The sequence below is a fragment of the Serratia sp. NPDC078593 genome (assembly GCF_050268245.1).
Classification (GTDB): domain Bacteria; phylum Pseudomonadota; class Gammaproteobacteria; order Enterobacterales; family Enterobacteriaceae; genus JBNNGK01.
Genome location: NZ_JBNNGK010000008.1, coordinates 158429 through 174192, shown reverse-complemented (window position 1 = coordinate 174192; position 15764 = coordinate 158429). Strand labels below are relative to the sequence as shown.

15 protein-coding genes and 2 pseudogenes are annotated in these 15764 nt (G+C 48.8%); 10 read left to right on the top strand and 7 right to left on the bottom strand.

Annotation, left to right across the window (positions count from 1 at the left end; all coding sequences use genetic code 11):
• Positions 1-102: 102 nt before the first annotated feature.
• Together ACQKDS_RS11450 and hslJ are read left to right on the top strand one after the other, a co-directional pair.
• Positions 103-1095, top strand: a complete 993-nt coding sequence (locus ACQKDS_RS11450; RefSeq protein ID WP_399670228.1) for a 2-hydroxyacid dehydrogenase — start codon at positions 103-105, stop codon at positions 1093-1095.
• A 13-nt stretch (positions 1096-1108) separates the two neighbouring features.
• Positions 1109-1546, top strand: a complete 438-nt coding sequence (hslJ, locus tag ACQKDS_RS11445) for a heat shock protein HslJ (protein ID WP_399670225.1) — start codon at positions 1109-1111, stop codon at positions 1544-1546.
• A 36-nt stretch (positions 1547-1582) separates the two neighbouring features.
• Here hslJ and ACQKDS_RS11440 read toward each other — a convergent pair whose 3' ends face one another.
• Positions 1583-1843 carry a DUF333 domain-containing protein gene (locus ACQKDS_RS11440; RefSeq protein WP_399670222.1) on the bottom strand — a complete coding sequence of 87 codons (261 nt, stop codon included), beginning with the start codon at positions 1841-1843 and terminating at the stop codon, positions 1583-1585.
• A gap of 192 nt (positions 1844-2035) precedes the next feature.
• On the opposite strand from ACQKDS_RS11440, the gene ACQKDS_RS11435 reads away from it, so the two are divergent.
• Positions 2036-2692 (top strand): MgtC/SapB family protein, encoded by a 657-nt coding sequence (locus tag ACQKDS_RS11435; RefSeq protein WP_399670219.1) that lies wholly within the window; start codon positions 2036-2038, stop codon positions 2690-2692.
• 34 nt (positions 2693-2726) lie between these two features.
• Here ACQKDS_RS11435 and ACQKDS_RS11430 read toward each other — a convergent pair whose 3' ends face one another.
• Positions 2727-3059, bottom strand: a complete 333-nt coding sequence (locus tag ACQKDS_RS11430; RefSeq protein WP_399670216.1) for a DMT family transporter — start codon at positions 3057-3059, stop codon at positions 2727-2729.
• A gap of 271 nt (positions 3060-3330) precedes the next feature.
• On the opposite strand from ACQKDS_RS11430, the pseudogene ACQKDS_RS11425 reads away from it, so the two are divergent.
• The 5 genes and pseudogenes from ACQKDS_RS11425 to ACQKDS_RS11405 form a co-directional block, all read left to right on the top strand.
• Positions 3331-3653, top strand: a pseudogene (locus tag ACQKDS_RS11425) (hypothetical protein); the annotation flags it as partial.
• A 287-nt stretch (positions 3654-3940) separates the two neighbouring features.
• Positions 3941-5482 (top strand): phosphoethanolamine transferase, encoded by a 1542-nt coding sequence (locus ACQKDS_RS11420; protein ID WP_399670213.1) that lies wholly within the window; start codon positions 3941-3943, stop codon positions 5480-5482.
• A 303-nt stretch (positions 5483-5785) separates the two neighbouring features.
• Positions 5786-6059, top strand: a pseudogene (locus ACQKDS_RS11415) (integrase); the annotation flags it as partial.
• An 18-nt stretch (positions 6060-6077) separates the two neighbouring features.
• Positions 6078-7016 (top strand): tRNA 2-thiocytidine(32) synthetase TtcA, encoded by a 939-nt coding sequence (gene ttcA, locus ACQKDS_RS11410; RefSeq protein ID WP_399670210.1) that lies wholly within the window; start codon positions 6078-6080, stop codon positions 7014-7016.
• Between the two features lie 144 nt (positions 7017-7160).
• Positions 7161-7559: a VOC family protein gene (locus ACQKDS_RS11405; RefSeq protein ID WP_399670207.1), complete on the top strand. Its 399-nt coding sequence runs from the start codon at positions 7161-7163 to the stop codon at positions 7557-7559.
• Positions 7560-7811: 252 nt separating this feature from the next.
• Here the strand turns inward: ACQKDS_RS11405 and zntB are convergent, their stop codons facing one another.
• The 3 genes from zntB to ACQKDS_RS11390 all read right to left on the bottom strand — a co-directional run bounded on the left by zntB (position 7812) and on the right by ACQKDS_RS11390 (position 10973).
• Positions 7812-8795, bottom strand: coding sequence for a zinc transporter ZntB (gene zntB / locus ACQKDS_RS11400; protein ID WP_399670204.1), 984 nt, complete (start codon positions 8793-8795; stop codon positions 7812-7814).
• A 53-nt stretch (positions 8796-8848) separates the two neighbouring features.
• Positions 8849-10480 carry a peptide ABC transporter substrate-binding protein gene (locus ACQKDS_RS11395; RefSeq protein WP_399670295.1) on the bottom strand — a complete coding sequence of 544 codons (1632 nt, stop codon included), beginning with the start codon at positions 10478-10480 and terminating at the stop codon, positions 8849-8851.
• 142 nt (positions 10481-10622) lie between these two features.
• Positions 10623-10973, bottom strand: a complete 351-nt coding sequence (locus ACQKDS_RS11390; protein ID WP_399670200.1) for a hypothetical protein — start codon at positions 10971-10973, stop codon at positions 10623-10625.
• 215 nt (positions 10974-11188) lie between these two features.
• Between ACQKDS_RS11390 and mpaA the strand changes: the two genes are divergently transcribed.
• Complete coding sequence (mpaA, locus tag ACQKDS_RS11385) at positions 11189-11896, top strand: murein tripeptide amidase MpaA (protein WP_399670197.1); 708 nt, start codon at positions 11189-11191, stop codon at positions 11894-11896.
• A 17-nt stretch (positions 11897-11913) separates the two neighbouring features.
• On the opposite strand, the gene ycjG is transcribed toward mpaA, so the two are convergent.
• Positions 11914-12891 (bottom strand): L-Ala-D/L-Glu epimerase, encoded by a 978-nt coding sequence (gene ycjG, locus ACQKDS_RS11380; RefSeq protein WP_399670194.1) that lies wholly within the window; start codon positions 12889-12891, stop codon positions 11914-11916.
• Positions 12892-13099: 208 nt separating this feature from the next.
• Between ycjG and tpx the strand changes: the two genes are divergently transcribed.
• Positions 13100-13603, top strand: coding sequence for a thiol peroxidase (gene tpx, locus ACQKDS_RS11375; RefSeq protein ID WP_399670191.1), 504 nt, complete (start codon positions 13100-13102; stop codon positions 13601-13603).
• A gap of 301 nt (positions 13604-13904) precedes the next feature.
• On the opposite strand, the gene tyrR is transcribed toward tpx, so the two are convergent.
• Entirely contained in the window at positions 13905-15473 is a 1569-nt protein-coding gene (tyrR, locus tag ACQKDS_RS11370) for a transcriptional regulator TyrR (protein ID WP_399670188.1), read from the bottom strand.
• Positions 15474-15764: the final 291 nt, after the last annotated feature.

Here is a 15764-nt window from a genome sequence, read left to right as displayed (position 1 = left end):
CAGGTTGCTTACGCATTACCCCCACCATGTTAGACGCTAAGTAATTGTCAATATTAGCAAAATCGGTTAAAATCGGGGCAAAATTACGCTGGAGAAACCCTAATGAAACTGGCGATATACAGCACTAAACAGTATGACCGCAAATATCTAGAACTGGTGAACCAACAGTTTGGTTATGAGCTTGAGTTTTTTGATTTTCTGCTCAGTAAAAAAACCGCCAAAACGGCCGCGGGGTGCAAAGCCGTATGCATCTTCGTCAATGACGATGGCAGCCGTGAAGTTCTGGAAGAACTGGCCGCGCTGGGCGTTGAAATCCTGGCGTTGCGCTGTGCCGGTTTCAATAATGTCGATTTGGACGCGGCGAAGGCATTGGGTATCAAAGTGGTACGCGTCCCTGCTTACTCGCCGGAGGCCGTCGCGGAACACGCAGTAGGCTTAATGATGTGCTTAAATCGCCGTATTCATCGAGCCTATCAACGCACCCGCGATGCCAACTTCTCGCTAGAAGGACTGATCGGTTTTAATATGCATAACCGCACTGCGGGGATAATTGGTACCGGTAAGATTGGCGTGGCAACGATGCGTATTCTTAAGGGCTTCGGCATGAAACTACTGGCGTACGATCCATACCCCAGCGATCAGGCTCTAGCGTTAGGCGCAGAATATGTCGATTTGAAAACACTGTACGCGCAATCAGATGTCATTACCCTGCACTGTCCACTCACTCCCGAAAACCATCATCTGCTTAACGCCGAAGCATTTTCAATGATGAAAGATGGCGTCATGGTGATTAACACCAGTCGCGGCGGCTTGATCGACTCCTCTGCCGCCATTGATGCGCTGAAACAGCAAAAAATCGGCGCGTTGGGCATGGACGTCTACGAAAACGAGCGCGACCTGTTTTTCGAAGACAAATCTAACGACGTCATTCAGGACGATATTTTCCGCCGCTTGTCAGCCTGCCATAACGTACTATTTACCGGACATCAGGCTTTCCTGACCGAAGAAGCGTTGACCAGCATTTCGCAAACGACGCTGAATAATATCGACCAACTGTTGCGCAACGCTCCTTGTGTCAATCAGTTACACAATTAACGATGGAGATAAAATGAAGAAATTACTTTCGGTGGCATTAGCCACCATGCTGTTAGCAGGATGTGGTATGAGCCAAAATAAACCCGTGAATAACAAGGTAAGTGAAAGCGACCTGATACATCACAACTTTGTGCTGCAAAGTGTGGACGGCATAGCCGCCAATGCCCAGCAAGGAAAAGGGCCGAGTATTGAGTTTGGCGAAAAGCTGCATGTTTCCGGCTCTATGTGCAACCGTTTCTTCGGTAATGGTCAGTTGGATAACGGCGTACTGACCGTGAAAGGTCTGGCGACAACGCGCATGATGTGTAGCGATCCGCAGCGTAACCAATGGGATCAAATCATTGGCTCAGTGTTACACAATGGTGCCAAGGTTAGCCTGCAACAACAGCAGTTAACGCTGAGCGACGGTAACCATACCCTGATTTACACCCTGAAAGACTGGGTATACTAATAGCCTCCCCAGGCTGCTACGTGGCCTGGGATTCCATTAACTGGCGTCAGCACAGGCCCCTTGGCCTAATGCCCACTCTTCACACTGTTTACCATTTGGCATTTGGCACATTCTGACTGCTTCGCCGTTTAACGTGTGCGCAATGGTTGTGATTCCACCTACGCTGGCACAGTGTGCGCTGGTCGGTAAGTGATTAATTTTGGCGCTAGTTCCTTGCTGTTGTGGTTCTTCATGATTACTGCTGCATGCAGCCAGCATCATCACGGTGCAAACCAGCCACCCTTTTTGCCTTGCCATTGTTTTTCTCCTGAGCCGGGTATCACGCTGCGGTAAATAACAAGAATGTGTCTTTTTACCTATTGGTATAACTATTATTTAAGCAAACTTGTTTAATCTAGCCTGTTAATCAAACAATGAGAATATACATCAGCAGTTATTTTGAATTTTTTACACTGACCGAGCGTTGATTATCGATATAGGGAATTATTTATGATTAGTGACTTACTTCTGCGAATTGCACTTGCCGGGGCATTAGGCGGTTTGATCGGTATCGAGCGACAACTTCGAGCAAAAGAAGCCGGACTGCGGACGCATATTTTGGTGGGTATCGGCAGCGCTATGTTCATGATCGTCTCCAAATACGGGTTTGACGATTTACTGAATCAGCCCCACGTTGGGTTAGATCCAAGCCGCGTTGCCGCGCAAGTAGTCAGCGGTATGGGCTTCCTCGGTGCCGGTACGATCATGATTCAAAAGCAAGTGGTGAAAGGTTTGACCACCGCAGCAGGTTTATGGGTAACGGCAGCGATTGGTTTAGTCATCGGCAGTGGATTATATGAAATCGGTATTTACGGCACTATGATGACCTTAGTTGTACTGGAGGTTTTCCGCCAATTAAGTAATCGGCTCATTGGCCATCATCACTTTATGGTATTGCAATTAACGCCGCACAGCGTACCCACCGTATTATTAGCATTGCAGAAAATGCGTATTCGCCCGGCACAGCTTTCGGTGACTCAGCGTGATGGGGAAATGGAGCGTTGCGAGCTCTCAATGGAAGTTACACTGTCACCAAAAAGGCAAGTCGCCGATATTTACCAACAAATAATGGCAGTCAGCGGCGTTCACAGTTTGGACATTCGGTGATCCAATTGCCGCTGAGCACCAGATAGAATAGCACTCAGTGTGCGCTGGTTTTTGATAATAAATTAATGACTAACACGCCGGTAATGATTAACACCATCCCAATAATCGCCGGCCAGTCGAGTTTTTGGTTATAGACAAAGACGGCAGCAATTGACACCAGTACAATCCCCATACCAGACCATATTGCATAGACGATCCCGAGTGGCATGGTCTTAACTACCATCGATAGCCCCCAAAATGCCACGCCATAACCCAAAACCACCAGCAACGACGGCCACAAACGGGTAAAGCCCTCAGAGGCTTTCAACATGGTTGTTGCAATGACTTCGGCAATAATCGCCACGGTTAAATACATAAATCCTGTCATTAAATAACTCTTCTATTAACAGTAAACCCAACTACCAGTATGGCGGTAAACAATTAAATTATCGTTAAACTTGCACGCGTTTTCCCTACGATAACGCAACTTTGTTGGAAGAAATATGAACTTACAACTGCGATTAATGAAACGCCCTCCTGTCACACAATTACGATAAAGAACGCCAAATTGGCTCTGCTAGACTTTAATTATTGCTGCAACACTGTGTTTTTGCAGATCTTTGAGCCAAAAGGTACCGCTAAATGATGACGACAGATGTAAAAATCTTGGCAACAGTATGATGATGTATGGCTATGTGTACGTGGCACAAATCTCGCTAAGGGCGCAACGGGCTTCTGGCCGCTATATCGCTTTGCCCCCCGCCGCACTCAGCAAGGACAAATGGCATTGTCGCTAGATTCGCGGCCGCCGAATAGTGAGCTGAGCGCCACGCTGCTCAATGAGCAACGTTTCCGACGGCTGAATAGCCAGCAGCCAGAGGTTGCCAGCGCGTTATATCAAGCAGCAGAAAAAGAGCTGAAAGAAAAATACGATTTCTTGCGCTTGTTGGCGGGTAAAACAGCTGACTCCACAACAGAGTAGCGAAACCCATCGGGTCTGGCATAACGCGGGTTTGCCACGACCGTTAATCGATAAGTAGCGACTCGCACCTGTACCGGCGACCGTTTCGCCCAACCTCTCCTCTCAATTCACTGCATGAATCCCCGACTCTCTCGTTATCTTTGTGTCAGACGATGCCGCCACCTTTATTTGAACACTAAATGCACAGCGTTAACCACCTGGTTTTATGATTGTTTATCAAATTGGAATAGGAAAAGTGATAAAATTAATTCTTATTTTATCACTCCACACACAAAGAATAGTCACGGATGAAACAACATAAAAACGTAATTATTTTTATTGCTTTTATTTTTTGGTCAATACTGCTGAATTTTTCTTATGGGTACGCGATCAGACCTGGCTACGTCATCGCCTTGGCGATACTGGTGATGCTTGCATTTCGGGCTTCACGTGTTGCCGGCAGTGTTATCGTTTTTATTTTAAGCATTATTTCCGCAGCCTATCTTCCTACTGCTGTAAAATATGGCCCCCCGTCGGTGAATACCGTAGCCGCCGCGCGTTATACCAGCGTATCGGAATGCCTAGAATTTATCCGGCTTATCCCAGTATCAAGCATCATTCTTTCACTCTTGATTATCGTTCTAGGATTCACCTGCATCGCGGTATCTGGCGGTATTAGTAGACTTAAAAGTCGCGCAGTTTCATTTATGATGCTCACCGCCGTTGTTATCGTTTCTTTTAATCCTGCAATATCATATATGGAAGGAAATGCCTTATCATATCGCGCATTTAATTTCTCCCCAGTGCGTTTTACCACTGATATTTATAAACCCTATAAATTAATCACTGAGCAGGAAAAAATGAGTGCACACTTGCTCGCCACTCAGGACGAGTGGAACCCCGTTGATCGCGGCGGTAAATACGATACCTACATCATGGTGGTTGGCGAGAGTGTTCGCCGAGACTATATGCACGCCTACGGGTATGGGCGCAACAATACGCCATTTCTTTCGAGAGCTAATGGGATCTTCTTTAATAACTACTACTCGCCAAGCTTTGCAACGGTGCCATCACTGACGGCCTCATTCTACCCGCGCAGCAGTGAAGGTATCGAATATAACAACAGCATCATCAGGCTGGCTAAAAAGGCAGGATACAAAACGTTTTGGCTTTCAAATCAGGGAAGATTCGGCACCTATGATGGACCCGTAGCCGATATTGGACGGCAGGCAGATGTGAGTTATTTTATCAAGAGCGGGGATTCAAACGACCATCATTATTATCCTGACCACGCGCTAATGCCTTCAATTAAAGAGGCGTTAAATGATAAGTCGCAGAAAAAACTAATCGTTGTTCATTTGATTGGTTCACATCCTGAATCATGCGCCAGAACGAATGGGGAGTACGATGAATTCTATAAATCTAAAGATTTCTCCTGCTATATACAGAGCATCAAAAACACCGACCGCATGTTGGAGCAAATAACCCGCGATGCTACTGACATCGGCGCTAAGTGGTCAATGCTCTACTTTGCCGATCACGGTCTAGGTCAGTTCAATAAAGGGATGGATGATGCGTATATGGAACATGACGATCTAAACCGACAGGCATTTATGCCGCCTTTCCTGATAACACGTTACGATGACACGCAACGGAACATCGTATCAGAATTTCGTTCAGGCTTTGATTTCGTGGCTATTTTTTCGCAGTGGATTCGCATCAGCGATAAACACATCAAAGAACACTGCGATTTCCTCAGCAACGCACCGTGCGAAAACGCGATTAAGGTAATGGATAAGGACTTTAAGCTGATAGATGTCAATACATTAGGTAACGATATAGCGGTTTAACAAGCACCTCGCCCATGACCGAAACGTCCTCCGTCATGGGTGAAAGACCAAGCAGAGCGTTTGTTGTCTACTGTTTGTTCAGTTAATTCGATAAGCTCACCTTTTGTTCAACTGGCAAACGGCCGGAGAAAACTATCATTCGGCGCTTTGCACGCCCCCTTTTTTTCTGAATGATGATTTACTGAACCGTGACACTATTACGGCATCTACAGATTGCGAATCTGTACATAGATGAGTGACGCAGTTCAACGATAAGCTATCGAATCGGGGGGAATCCATGGATGTTTAAATCAGATAGAGTAAAAACCGTACTATTGTTTATCGTCGATTAACATCAGATAGCATGGACAGTAAAACGCGCTGGCATTCGTCGTCGTAATCCGTACCATACGCGGCATACTTTTGCGTACTGGTCGTTACCGGGCGCATTATCGCAAACCAAATGGGGCATGATAACGCGCAAATGGTGTATGCAATTCGCGTAACAGGGATCGCAAAACCCAATACTGAGCAGATAAACACGCTCAACACCCAACTTGCTCTATCAAGTATTTTGCCCCAACATTGCCCCTTTTGAGATTTGAGAACCAGTAAAATGTCAGAAAAACAATCAGTTAGCCAAAAAGAACAGTATAACCTCAACAAGTTGCAAAAAAGGCTTCGCCGTAACGTAGGTGAAGCCATTGCCGATTTTAATATGATAGAAGAAGGCGACCGCATCATGGTTTGCCTGTCTGGCGGTAAAGACAGCTACACCATGTTGGAGATTCTACGCAATCTTCAACAAAGTGCGCCGATCAACTTCTCATTGATCGCGGTTAACCTCGATCAAAAACAACCGGGGTTCCCTGAGCACATTCTTCCCGCTTATCTTGAAAGCTTGGGCGTGGAATACAAGATTGTCGAAGAAAATACCTATGGCATCGTGAAAGAGAAAATACCGGAAGGTAAAACAACCTGCTCTCTGTGTTCACGCCTGCGCCGCGGTATCCTGTACCGTACCGCGACAGAGCTGGGTGCGACCAAAATCGCACTGGGTCATCACCGCGACGACATTCTGCAAACGTTGTTCCTCAATATGTTCTACGGTGGCAAGATGAAAGGCATGCCACCGAAGCTGATGAGTGATGATGGCAAGCACGTGGTCATTCGTCCACTGGCTTACTGCCGCGAGAAAGACATTGAGCGTTTCGCCATTGCCAAAGAATACCCGATTATTCCTTGCAACCTATGTGGTTCGCAGCCTAACCTGCAACGCCAGGTGATTGGTGAAATGCTGCGTGATTGGGATAAGCGCTATCCTGGTCGCATTGAGACCATGTTCAGCGCTATGCAAAATGTGGTTCCTTCACATTTGTGTGATACTGAATTGTTTGATTTTAAGAGTATTCATCATGATAGTGACGTCATTGACGGTGGTGACTTAGCCTTCGATCGCGAAGAGATTCCGTTACGTCCCGTCGGCTGGCAACCAGAAGAATCTGATGATGGAATCGCCACACCACAACGTTTAGATGTCTTAGAAATCAAATAATTACCCCATCCCATCGGTTATCCGGCCGATGGGTTCACCGCCCGCTGAATGCTTTTCTATCCCGATCACAATTCCAGCAAAAAAAACCTGACAGCGCCGAATTTATTCTATACTGTTTATTTGTACAGTTAATGGAGCTTACTGATGAATATCACCCCGTGTTTGTCCCATGTCTCTGTGGGAACCAATAATTTTTCCAAGGCTGCAGATTTTTACGATTGCGTTCTCGGTGCGCTGGATTGCCGCCGCGTATTGGAGCATTCTGGCGCTATCGGCTATGGCCGCGACTATCCTGAGTTTTGGCTGCAAACGCCGATTGACGGCCAGCCTGCCAGCATGGGCAACGGCATCCACGTCGGTTTTTTTGCCACCAGCAAAAAGCAGGTTGATGCGTTTTATCAACAGGCGCTGGCAGCGGGTGCTCAGGATGAGGGCGCGCCCGGTTCTCGTCCACATTATGGTGAACAATATTATGGCTGTTTTGTACGCGATCTTGACGGGAATAAAATAGAGGCCAGTTTCTGGGATGAATCTGCCGCATAAACCGTTAATGGCTAACGATAGGTAAAAAAAATGCCGGTATCTAAACCGGCACTGTATGAAGCAAATATGCTATGCAGTAATGCTAAAAATAAGAAAGTAAGACAATTATGGAGCGCAACGCCCATCGCTTGACGTTGCATTCACCTGCAAGAGAGATGATGCCGCACTTTCTCTCAGCAAATGTTGATGTCGCTCAATATTATCCGGGTTTTCATCACTTTTAGCTGTCTATTGGCAACGATAATCAACGCGTTATAGCCAGCGACGACGTTTAAGCCACCAAGCCACGCCGAGTACCAGTAAAACCAGCATGATACAGAACGCCGCAAAGCCGAGCGGCTCACTCCCCCCGGGAATCCCCCCCAAGTTCACACCAAACAATCCCGTGAGGAATGTCGTGGGTAAGAACACCATCGCCAACAAGGACATGGTATACGTACGCCGATTCATCGCCTCTGCCATCACCGTCGTTATTTCATCGGACAAAATAGCCGTACGCGCAATACTACCGTCCAAATCATCAAGACCACGGCCAAGGCGATCGGCGATATCCTGCATCCGTCTACGATCGTCATCACTCATCCACGGCAGGCGCTCACTGGCCAGACGAGAAAATACATCGCGCTGGGGAGCCATATAGCGGCGTAATACAATCAATTGTTTACGGATCAACGCCAGTTGGCCGCGTTCTGGAATTTGTTGCTCCAACAACGCATCTTCCAGATCGATAATCTTATCGTGCAAATCTTCGATAAACTCACTGGCGTGGTCGGTCAGCCCATCGGAAACATCGACCAGCCAGCTACCACTGTTGGTTGGCCCGACACCACTTTGCAAATCGTTTACCACTTCATCGATCGAATACACTTTGCGATGACGGGTTGAGACAATCATTTTGTCGGTGATGTAAACGCGAAAGGTGACCAACTGATCTGGGCGCGCATTGGTGTTGAAATTAATACCTCGTAGCGTAATCATCGTACCGTCGCCCTGTCGCGTCACGCGCGGCCGCGTACTCTCCCCCGAGAGGGCTTCGCGGACTGAGTCTGGTAACAGCGGCGTACTTGCCAACCAATGTGCGCTGGCGGAATGCGCGTAATCTAGATGAAGCCAACACGGAATGTCGCAGGTGATCCGATCGTCGTGATCAATGGGCGTTACGCCGCCCTTACCGTCCAGCTTAAATGCGTAGACCGCGTCAGAAACTTGCAGCGCATTGCCAGCGATAACATCCATTGCCTATCCTCTTCATCGTTTATTCGCGGTAAGCCTAGCAGAATGCTTTTCAATCAGTGTCTGATGATATAAAGGCTCTGGCTGTAGGCCACGTCTTCTGGATTGGTGATCGGGTATCCTTTCACCCACGGTTTAATCAATCGACCATTGGTGTACTGGTAAATGGGGGCGATCGGAGCCTGCTCGGCAATGATCTGTTCCGCTTTGTTATAGTCGGCAGTCAGTTCAACCGAGTTCGTTTGGCGGCTTGCTTGCTCCAGAACCCGATCGTAATCGGCGCTGCGGAATTTAGCGATATTACCGGTATGGCGCGAGCCCAGTAATGACAAGAAAGTTGAGGCCTCATTATAGTCACCTACCCACGAAGCTCGCACGACATCAAAATTACCGGTATTACGGCTATCAATGTAGGTTTTCCATTCCTGATTCTGTAATTTAACCTCAACGCCGAGCTTCTTCTTCCACATTGATGCAACGGCGATGGCGATCTTTTGATGACTTTCCGAGGTGTTATACAACAGCGTCAACTTCAGCGGCTTACCGGGGCCATAGCCCGCAGCTTGCATCAGTGCCTTGGCTTGTGCATCCAGTTCTTGTTGCGACTGCTGCTGTAATAGACTTTTCTGCGGTTTGAAGCCGGCGGTAACATCAGGCGTGAAGTGATAAGCCGGTTTCTCTCCGGTACCCAACACTTTCTCTGCGATAATTTTTCGATCAATGGCATAAGACAATGCCTTGCGAACCCGCACGTCATTGGTTGGCGCACGTTGGGTATTGAAGGCGTAGTAATAGGTACCCAGTTGATCCGGCGTATAAACCTGCTCAGGTATCTCTTTCAACAACTTCTTATACATGTTTTTAGGGAATGATTCGGTGATATCGATATCACCTGCCAGGTGACGTTTGGTCGCGTTAGATTCCTGGTTAATCGGTACAAACGTCACTTTAGTCAATACGGTTTTCGCGTGATCCCAATAGTGTTCATTAGCTGCCAACACCAGCTTTTCATTGACGACACGTTGTTGCAGCTTAAAAGCGCCGTTGCCGACTAAATGCCCCACTTTAGTCCAGTCGTTACCATATTTTTCCACCACAGCCTGCGGTACTGGGAACAGGCTAAAATTGGCAGTCAGGCTAACGAAATACGGTACGGGCTTATTCAGTTGTACTTTCAACGTATGATCATCAACCGCTGTTACGCCCAATTTGTCAGCAGGCAGTTTACCTGCAATGATTTCTTCGGCATTTTGAATGCCCGCCAGTTGAGCAAACCAGGCGAAAGGCGACAAATTTTTCGGCTCTACTAAACGCTGCCAGCTGTAAACAAAATCCCTCGCCGTGACAGCGTCACCGTTTGACCACCGCGCGTTTTTACGCAACGTAAAAATATAGGTCTGATTATTAGACGTTTTCCAAGAAGCGGCAACACCGGGGATCACGTTTCCTTGTGCATCTTGATTGACTAATCCCTCGAATAAGTCGCGGGCGACCTGCGCTTCGGGCAACCCCACTGCTTTAATCGGATCCAGCGAAGCGGGCTCATCTTTGATGTGACGAACAATTTCCTGTTTTTCTGCCAAGATCGTGCCCGGTGGCAGCTGCGCAGCGGAGGCAGTAAAACACAGGTGGATCACCGTGGCGCACAGCGCCACACGAAAAACCTGTTGAGTCTTTATTTTCGCCATCATCAATCATCCCCAGTTAACTAGCTGAATTACTTATCTTATAGCACATCATTTCCGCGCCCTAGCGTCGGTTGGCGACGAGATTGAAAAACTGGGCGGTAAAGCCTGCGACCAACGCAGACAATAGTCAGGGGCGAAATGCTCAATCGTACAAATGAATACTGCTGATCTTATAGCTGTATTCTTCTCCTTCTTCGACATCAACAATAGTAAACACCCCGTTTTCCGCTAACGGTTGCTGTTGGATATCAATCTCTTGCAGCTGACGTGTATCCGCCTCATCAAAACCATAATCGAGATAGAACGCCTTTTTTTGATAATCAATATGCAGGGTAAACGGATAATTAGACTCATCCCCCTGTCCATCGTCATTTTTCACTACGCCAAACCATTCCCCTTGGCGGATTTGGTTGTCACCATCGATGCCACACAGCAGCGTAATAGTGTCCTGGGTATTTTCGGTATAACGAGCAACGATTCTGGCAATTGACATGTAAATCCCCTTATTGGTTATCGGCTTAGCGCTGTCTTGAGTATAACAAGCTACGTTACTAACCGCAGCGCAGTTTCCGTTGTTCGCCGTTAAATAACGACGACAGCTTTCACGAGTGATGAAATATTGCGCTGGGAAAATGGCTTAAAAGCGTAATACACTGAATAGAATAGCAATGCGTCTTAACTTAATGGGCATTAGAGCGGGATAACACCATGATCCAACAGCGACCACGCAGTGAACGCGGCCAATTGGCCATGGCTGGCGAAATTTACGGAAAATCTTTATTAGGTGCGCCGCTGCTTTATTTCCCCGCAGTGCACAGCGGGCCGGATACCGGGCTCATTATTGCGGGCACGCACGGTGATGAAAATGCTGCCGTGGTGACGCTATCTTGCGCATTACGCAGCCTTCCCTCATCTCAGCAATGTCATCACGTCGTACTGGCGATGAACCCGGACGGCTGCCAACTCGGGCTGCGCGCCAATGCCAACGGCGTGGACTTGAATCGCAATTTTCCCGCGGCGAACTGGCGTTCAGGTGACACGGTTTATCGTTGGAACAGTGCCACGCCAACGCGTGATGTGAAACTCTCAACCGGCGGCCGACCAGGCTCCGAGCCTGAAACACAAGCACTTTGCCGCTTAATCCACAGCCTGAAGCCGAAGTGGGTCGTCTCTTTCCATGAGCCGCTCGCCTGTATTGAAGATCCCGGAAGCTCGCATCTTGGGTTCTGGTTAGCTCATCAATTTAGACTGCCGCTGGTCAGTAGCGTCGGTTATGAAACGCCGGGTTCGTTCGGCAGTTGGTGTGCCGATTTGTCACTGCCGTGTATTACCGCCGAATTTCCTGCCATTTCAGCCGATGCCGCGACAGAGAAATACCTAGATGCCATGATGGCACTGTTAGTTTACGCTGATTGATAGCGCGCCCGCGGTCGTTATACGTCAACCGCTAATTTGATGAGCCCACAGGCGAAATCCAGCCCGTCATCAACGTCCTGCGCCAGCCAAGTGGGCCCATCAAGATCGATGAAGCGCGCTTGTGGCGCCAGCGGTAGCGCGGCCTTGATCGCGCGCGAGGTACACAGCATACAGCCCAGCATAATAGCAAAACCGTGCTCACGCGCTTGGTTCGCCAGCGCTAACGCTTCCGTCAGGCCACCGGTCTTATCCAATTTGATGTTTACCATGTCATAACGACCGACCAACACCGGAAGGTCGGCGCATGTGTGGCAGCTTTCATCAGCACAAATGGGCAGTGGGTGAATAAAATTTTCCAGCGCACTGTCATCATTTACGGGCAGCGGCTGCTCAAGCATGGCTACGCCCAAATCCGCCAGCAGTTGACAGCGTGATGCTAACCCTTCCGCATGCCAGGATTCATTGGCGTCAACAATCAGTGTTGCCTCTGGCACGGCTCCACGTATCGCGACCAACCGCTCGCTGATCAGATGGTCGTCCAATTTGATCTTCAATAACGTTGCGCCTTTACGGTACAAATCCAATGCCGCAAACGCCATGGCCTCCGGTGAACCCAGGCTGACGGTTTGCGCCATCACGATAGCGTGCGGGGCAGTGACGCCGCACCGTTGCCACAGGCTTTGCTTACTCAGTTGGCACTCCAGCATCCACAGCGCCGAATCTAGCGCATTACGCGCGGCGCCGGCTGGCAGCAACTGTTGCAACTGTTCACGGGTAATGCCACGTTCAATCGCGTCAGCCATTGCCAAGAGTTGCGCCTTCACAGAATGTTCACTTTCACCGTAGCGTGGATATGGCGTACATTCACCGATACCGCATACGCCTTGCTGTTCAATCTCCACCACCATCACCTTGGCTTCGGTTCGGCTGCCCCGGGCAATAACATAGGCGGTGTGTAATGGCCAAGTCTGCGAATAGAAACGCACAGTTCTCATAACGGCTCCTGAGTGAAATACGCACTAAGCCAGCGCAGTGCGCAAGGGTCATCTACTATATACAACGACTTAAGCAACTTTATCTATCCAAGCTCCAATTGTTGACATAAACTGGCGAAAAGGTGTGAACCTAATGTTATGCAATTCTTAACGGACGTTTAATTAGGTGCATACCTTTGTATCAACTCTTTTGAAAAGGAACCAAGTCATGACTCAGACAGTACACTTTCAGAGCAACCCAGTTTCCGTAGCGGGCCAACTGCCACAGGCTGGCGATTCGGCTAAACCCTTCACGCTGGTTGCCAAAGACTTATCAGACGTCACACTCAGCAGCTTCGCCGGTAAACGTAAAGTGCTAAACATCTTCCCAAGTATTGATACCGGCGTATGTGCAGCATCGGTGCGCAAGTTCAATCAATTAGCCAGCGAATTAGACAACACGGTGGTACTGTGCATTTCTTCCGATCTGCCGTTTGCGCAATCTCGTTTCTGCGGCGCAGAAGGTCTGAGCAATGTGGTGATGCTGTCTACACTGCGCGGTGCTGAATTTAAACAAGCATACGGTGTAGAAATCGCCGATGGTGCCTTGGCAGGCTTAACCGCACGCGCCGTGGTGGTGCTGGATGGTCAGGACAATGTTCTGTACAGCGAACTGGTTAATGAAATCACCTCTGAACCCAACTACGACGCCGCGCTGGCCGCACTGAAATAATGAAGCGCACGTCGGATACCGCCAAGTTTAGTCTGAGCGGCATCGGGCGTCATTAAATGCGACCTACCTGCTGACGCAGCGTAGCGAAAAAAGCGCCACGGAGGGCGCTTATAGACGAGAGCAATAGGGTATTTCGTGATAGGCAAAGCGAGAGCAGCATCGTTGGCGCAACCAACCGCTGAACGCCTCCGGCTTTTCACATCAGTCTTCGGTTAACACAAACACCGCATTTGCCTTTCCGACATATTTCGTAAACCCGCCCCGCGCTATTGTCCGCAAATCGCGGTTTTTGACGGTTCGATTATTCACTCTCCTCCACCGGTTTACGGCTACTGAGACCATATTCACGTAATTTATTTGCGATTGCGGTATGCGAAACCCCTAACCGTTTCGCTAGTTTTCGCGTACTCGGGTATGTGCGGTACAGCCGGGTCAACACCGAGCGCTCGAAACGCTTGCTAATATCGTCGAGCGAACCGTCCAATACCTCATCGCCCAACGCTATTTCAACTTCAAACTCTGGCAGCACGATATCTTGCGGGCGCAGTTCAAAACCTTCAGTTTGCGTTAGTGCACGATAGATAGCATTTTTCAATTGACGAACATTACCCGGCCAGCCGTATTTACTGAGGAAGCTATTGAGATCATTAGCCAGCTTCGGCCGCGCCACGCCTTGCTCGTCGGCAAAACGCGCCACAAACAGCTCCGTAAGCGGCATAATATCTTGTGGCCGCTCACGCAACGGCGGAATAGTGATGGTCAACACGTTCAGGCGGTAATACAAATCTTCGCGAAATTCACCGCGCTGCACCAGTTCAATCAGGTTTTTTTGCGTCGCACAGATAACGCGGACATCGACATGTACCTCATGATCTTCACCAACGCGACGGAAGGTGCCATCATTCAGAAAGCGCAGCAGTTTGGTTTGCATGCGTGGTGACATCTCGCCGATCTCATCCAGTAAAACCGAGCCACCATTAGCCTGTTCGAAGAAACCTTTCTTACCCGCTGCGGCACCAGGGTAAGCGCCAGCCGCATGGCCAAACAGTTCGCTCTCAGCCACATCGTCCGGCAATGCAGCGCAATTGAGCGCCAAGAACGGTTGCTTGCCGCGTGGGCTACGCAGATGGCAGGCGTGAGCCAGAATATCTTTGCCGGTACCCGTCTCCCCAACGAACAGCAACGGTGCATCAAGCATCGCGAGCTTGCGGGACTGCTCCAACACCTGTCGCATTTTTGGGCTGACGGCAACAATGTGGTTAAATTCGCTATCGTCATTAACCGACAGATTTTGCAACTGACGCCCCATGCGCGCCGTTGATTTCAGCATGATCACCGCACCGACGATATCATGTTGATGATTTTCATCTTCAAGATGAATCGGCGTGATATCCATCAGGAAATCCTGACTGCGGATCACCACGCGCTCAGAATGCGGGGCGGCATGTTCATTCTCTAACCAACGGCTAAAACTGTAACCTGCGATCAGTTGCCCAGCGGTTTGATTACGAATTTTTTCTTCACTCAGGCCAAATAACGCTAACGCTGCCGGGTTAGCCAGCTCAACTTTGCATCTCATATCGATCGAAAACACCGGTTCCGGCATCGACTCCAGCAGCGCACGCAACGCACGGTGTTCACGCTCCGAAGGCATAAAATTGACGGTACGTACATCGGTCACACCCTCAATACGCCGGATTTCCGCCATTAACGCGCGGAAGGTATCAAAATCAAGTTGGGAAAAATTGAGGTAAATGCGACCGATGGGATCGATTTCAATACCACGCAAATCAATGCTGCGCGATACCAAAAGATCGAGTAGTTCTCGGGTTAGACCGAGCCGGTCTTCGCAAAATACTTCCAAACGCATCAGTGTTGGCCTTATCTCTGCAGGTGCGGGGATGACTGGCAATGATGATACTCTCTCACCCCGGACGGAAGAAGCGATCTGTCAGCAAAAGTTGACAGGACTCTGATTTATAGTTGTCGTTGATGATTTTAAACGCAAGCGAATAACAGCATCGGCGTCATTTTAGCGCATTCTCAGAGAGTTATCATAGCTGGTACGGATTTATTGGATAATTATCACGGAATGATAGAGGGATGTGCTTTTGTCAAGCCGGGCTTACGGCTTAATAAACCAGCGACCACACCGCAACCG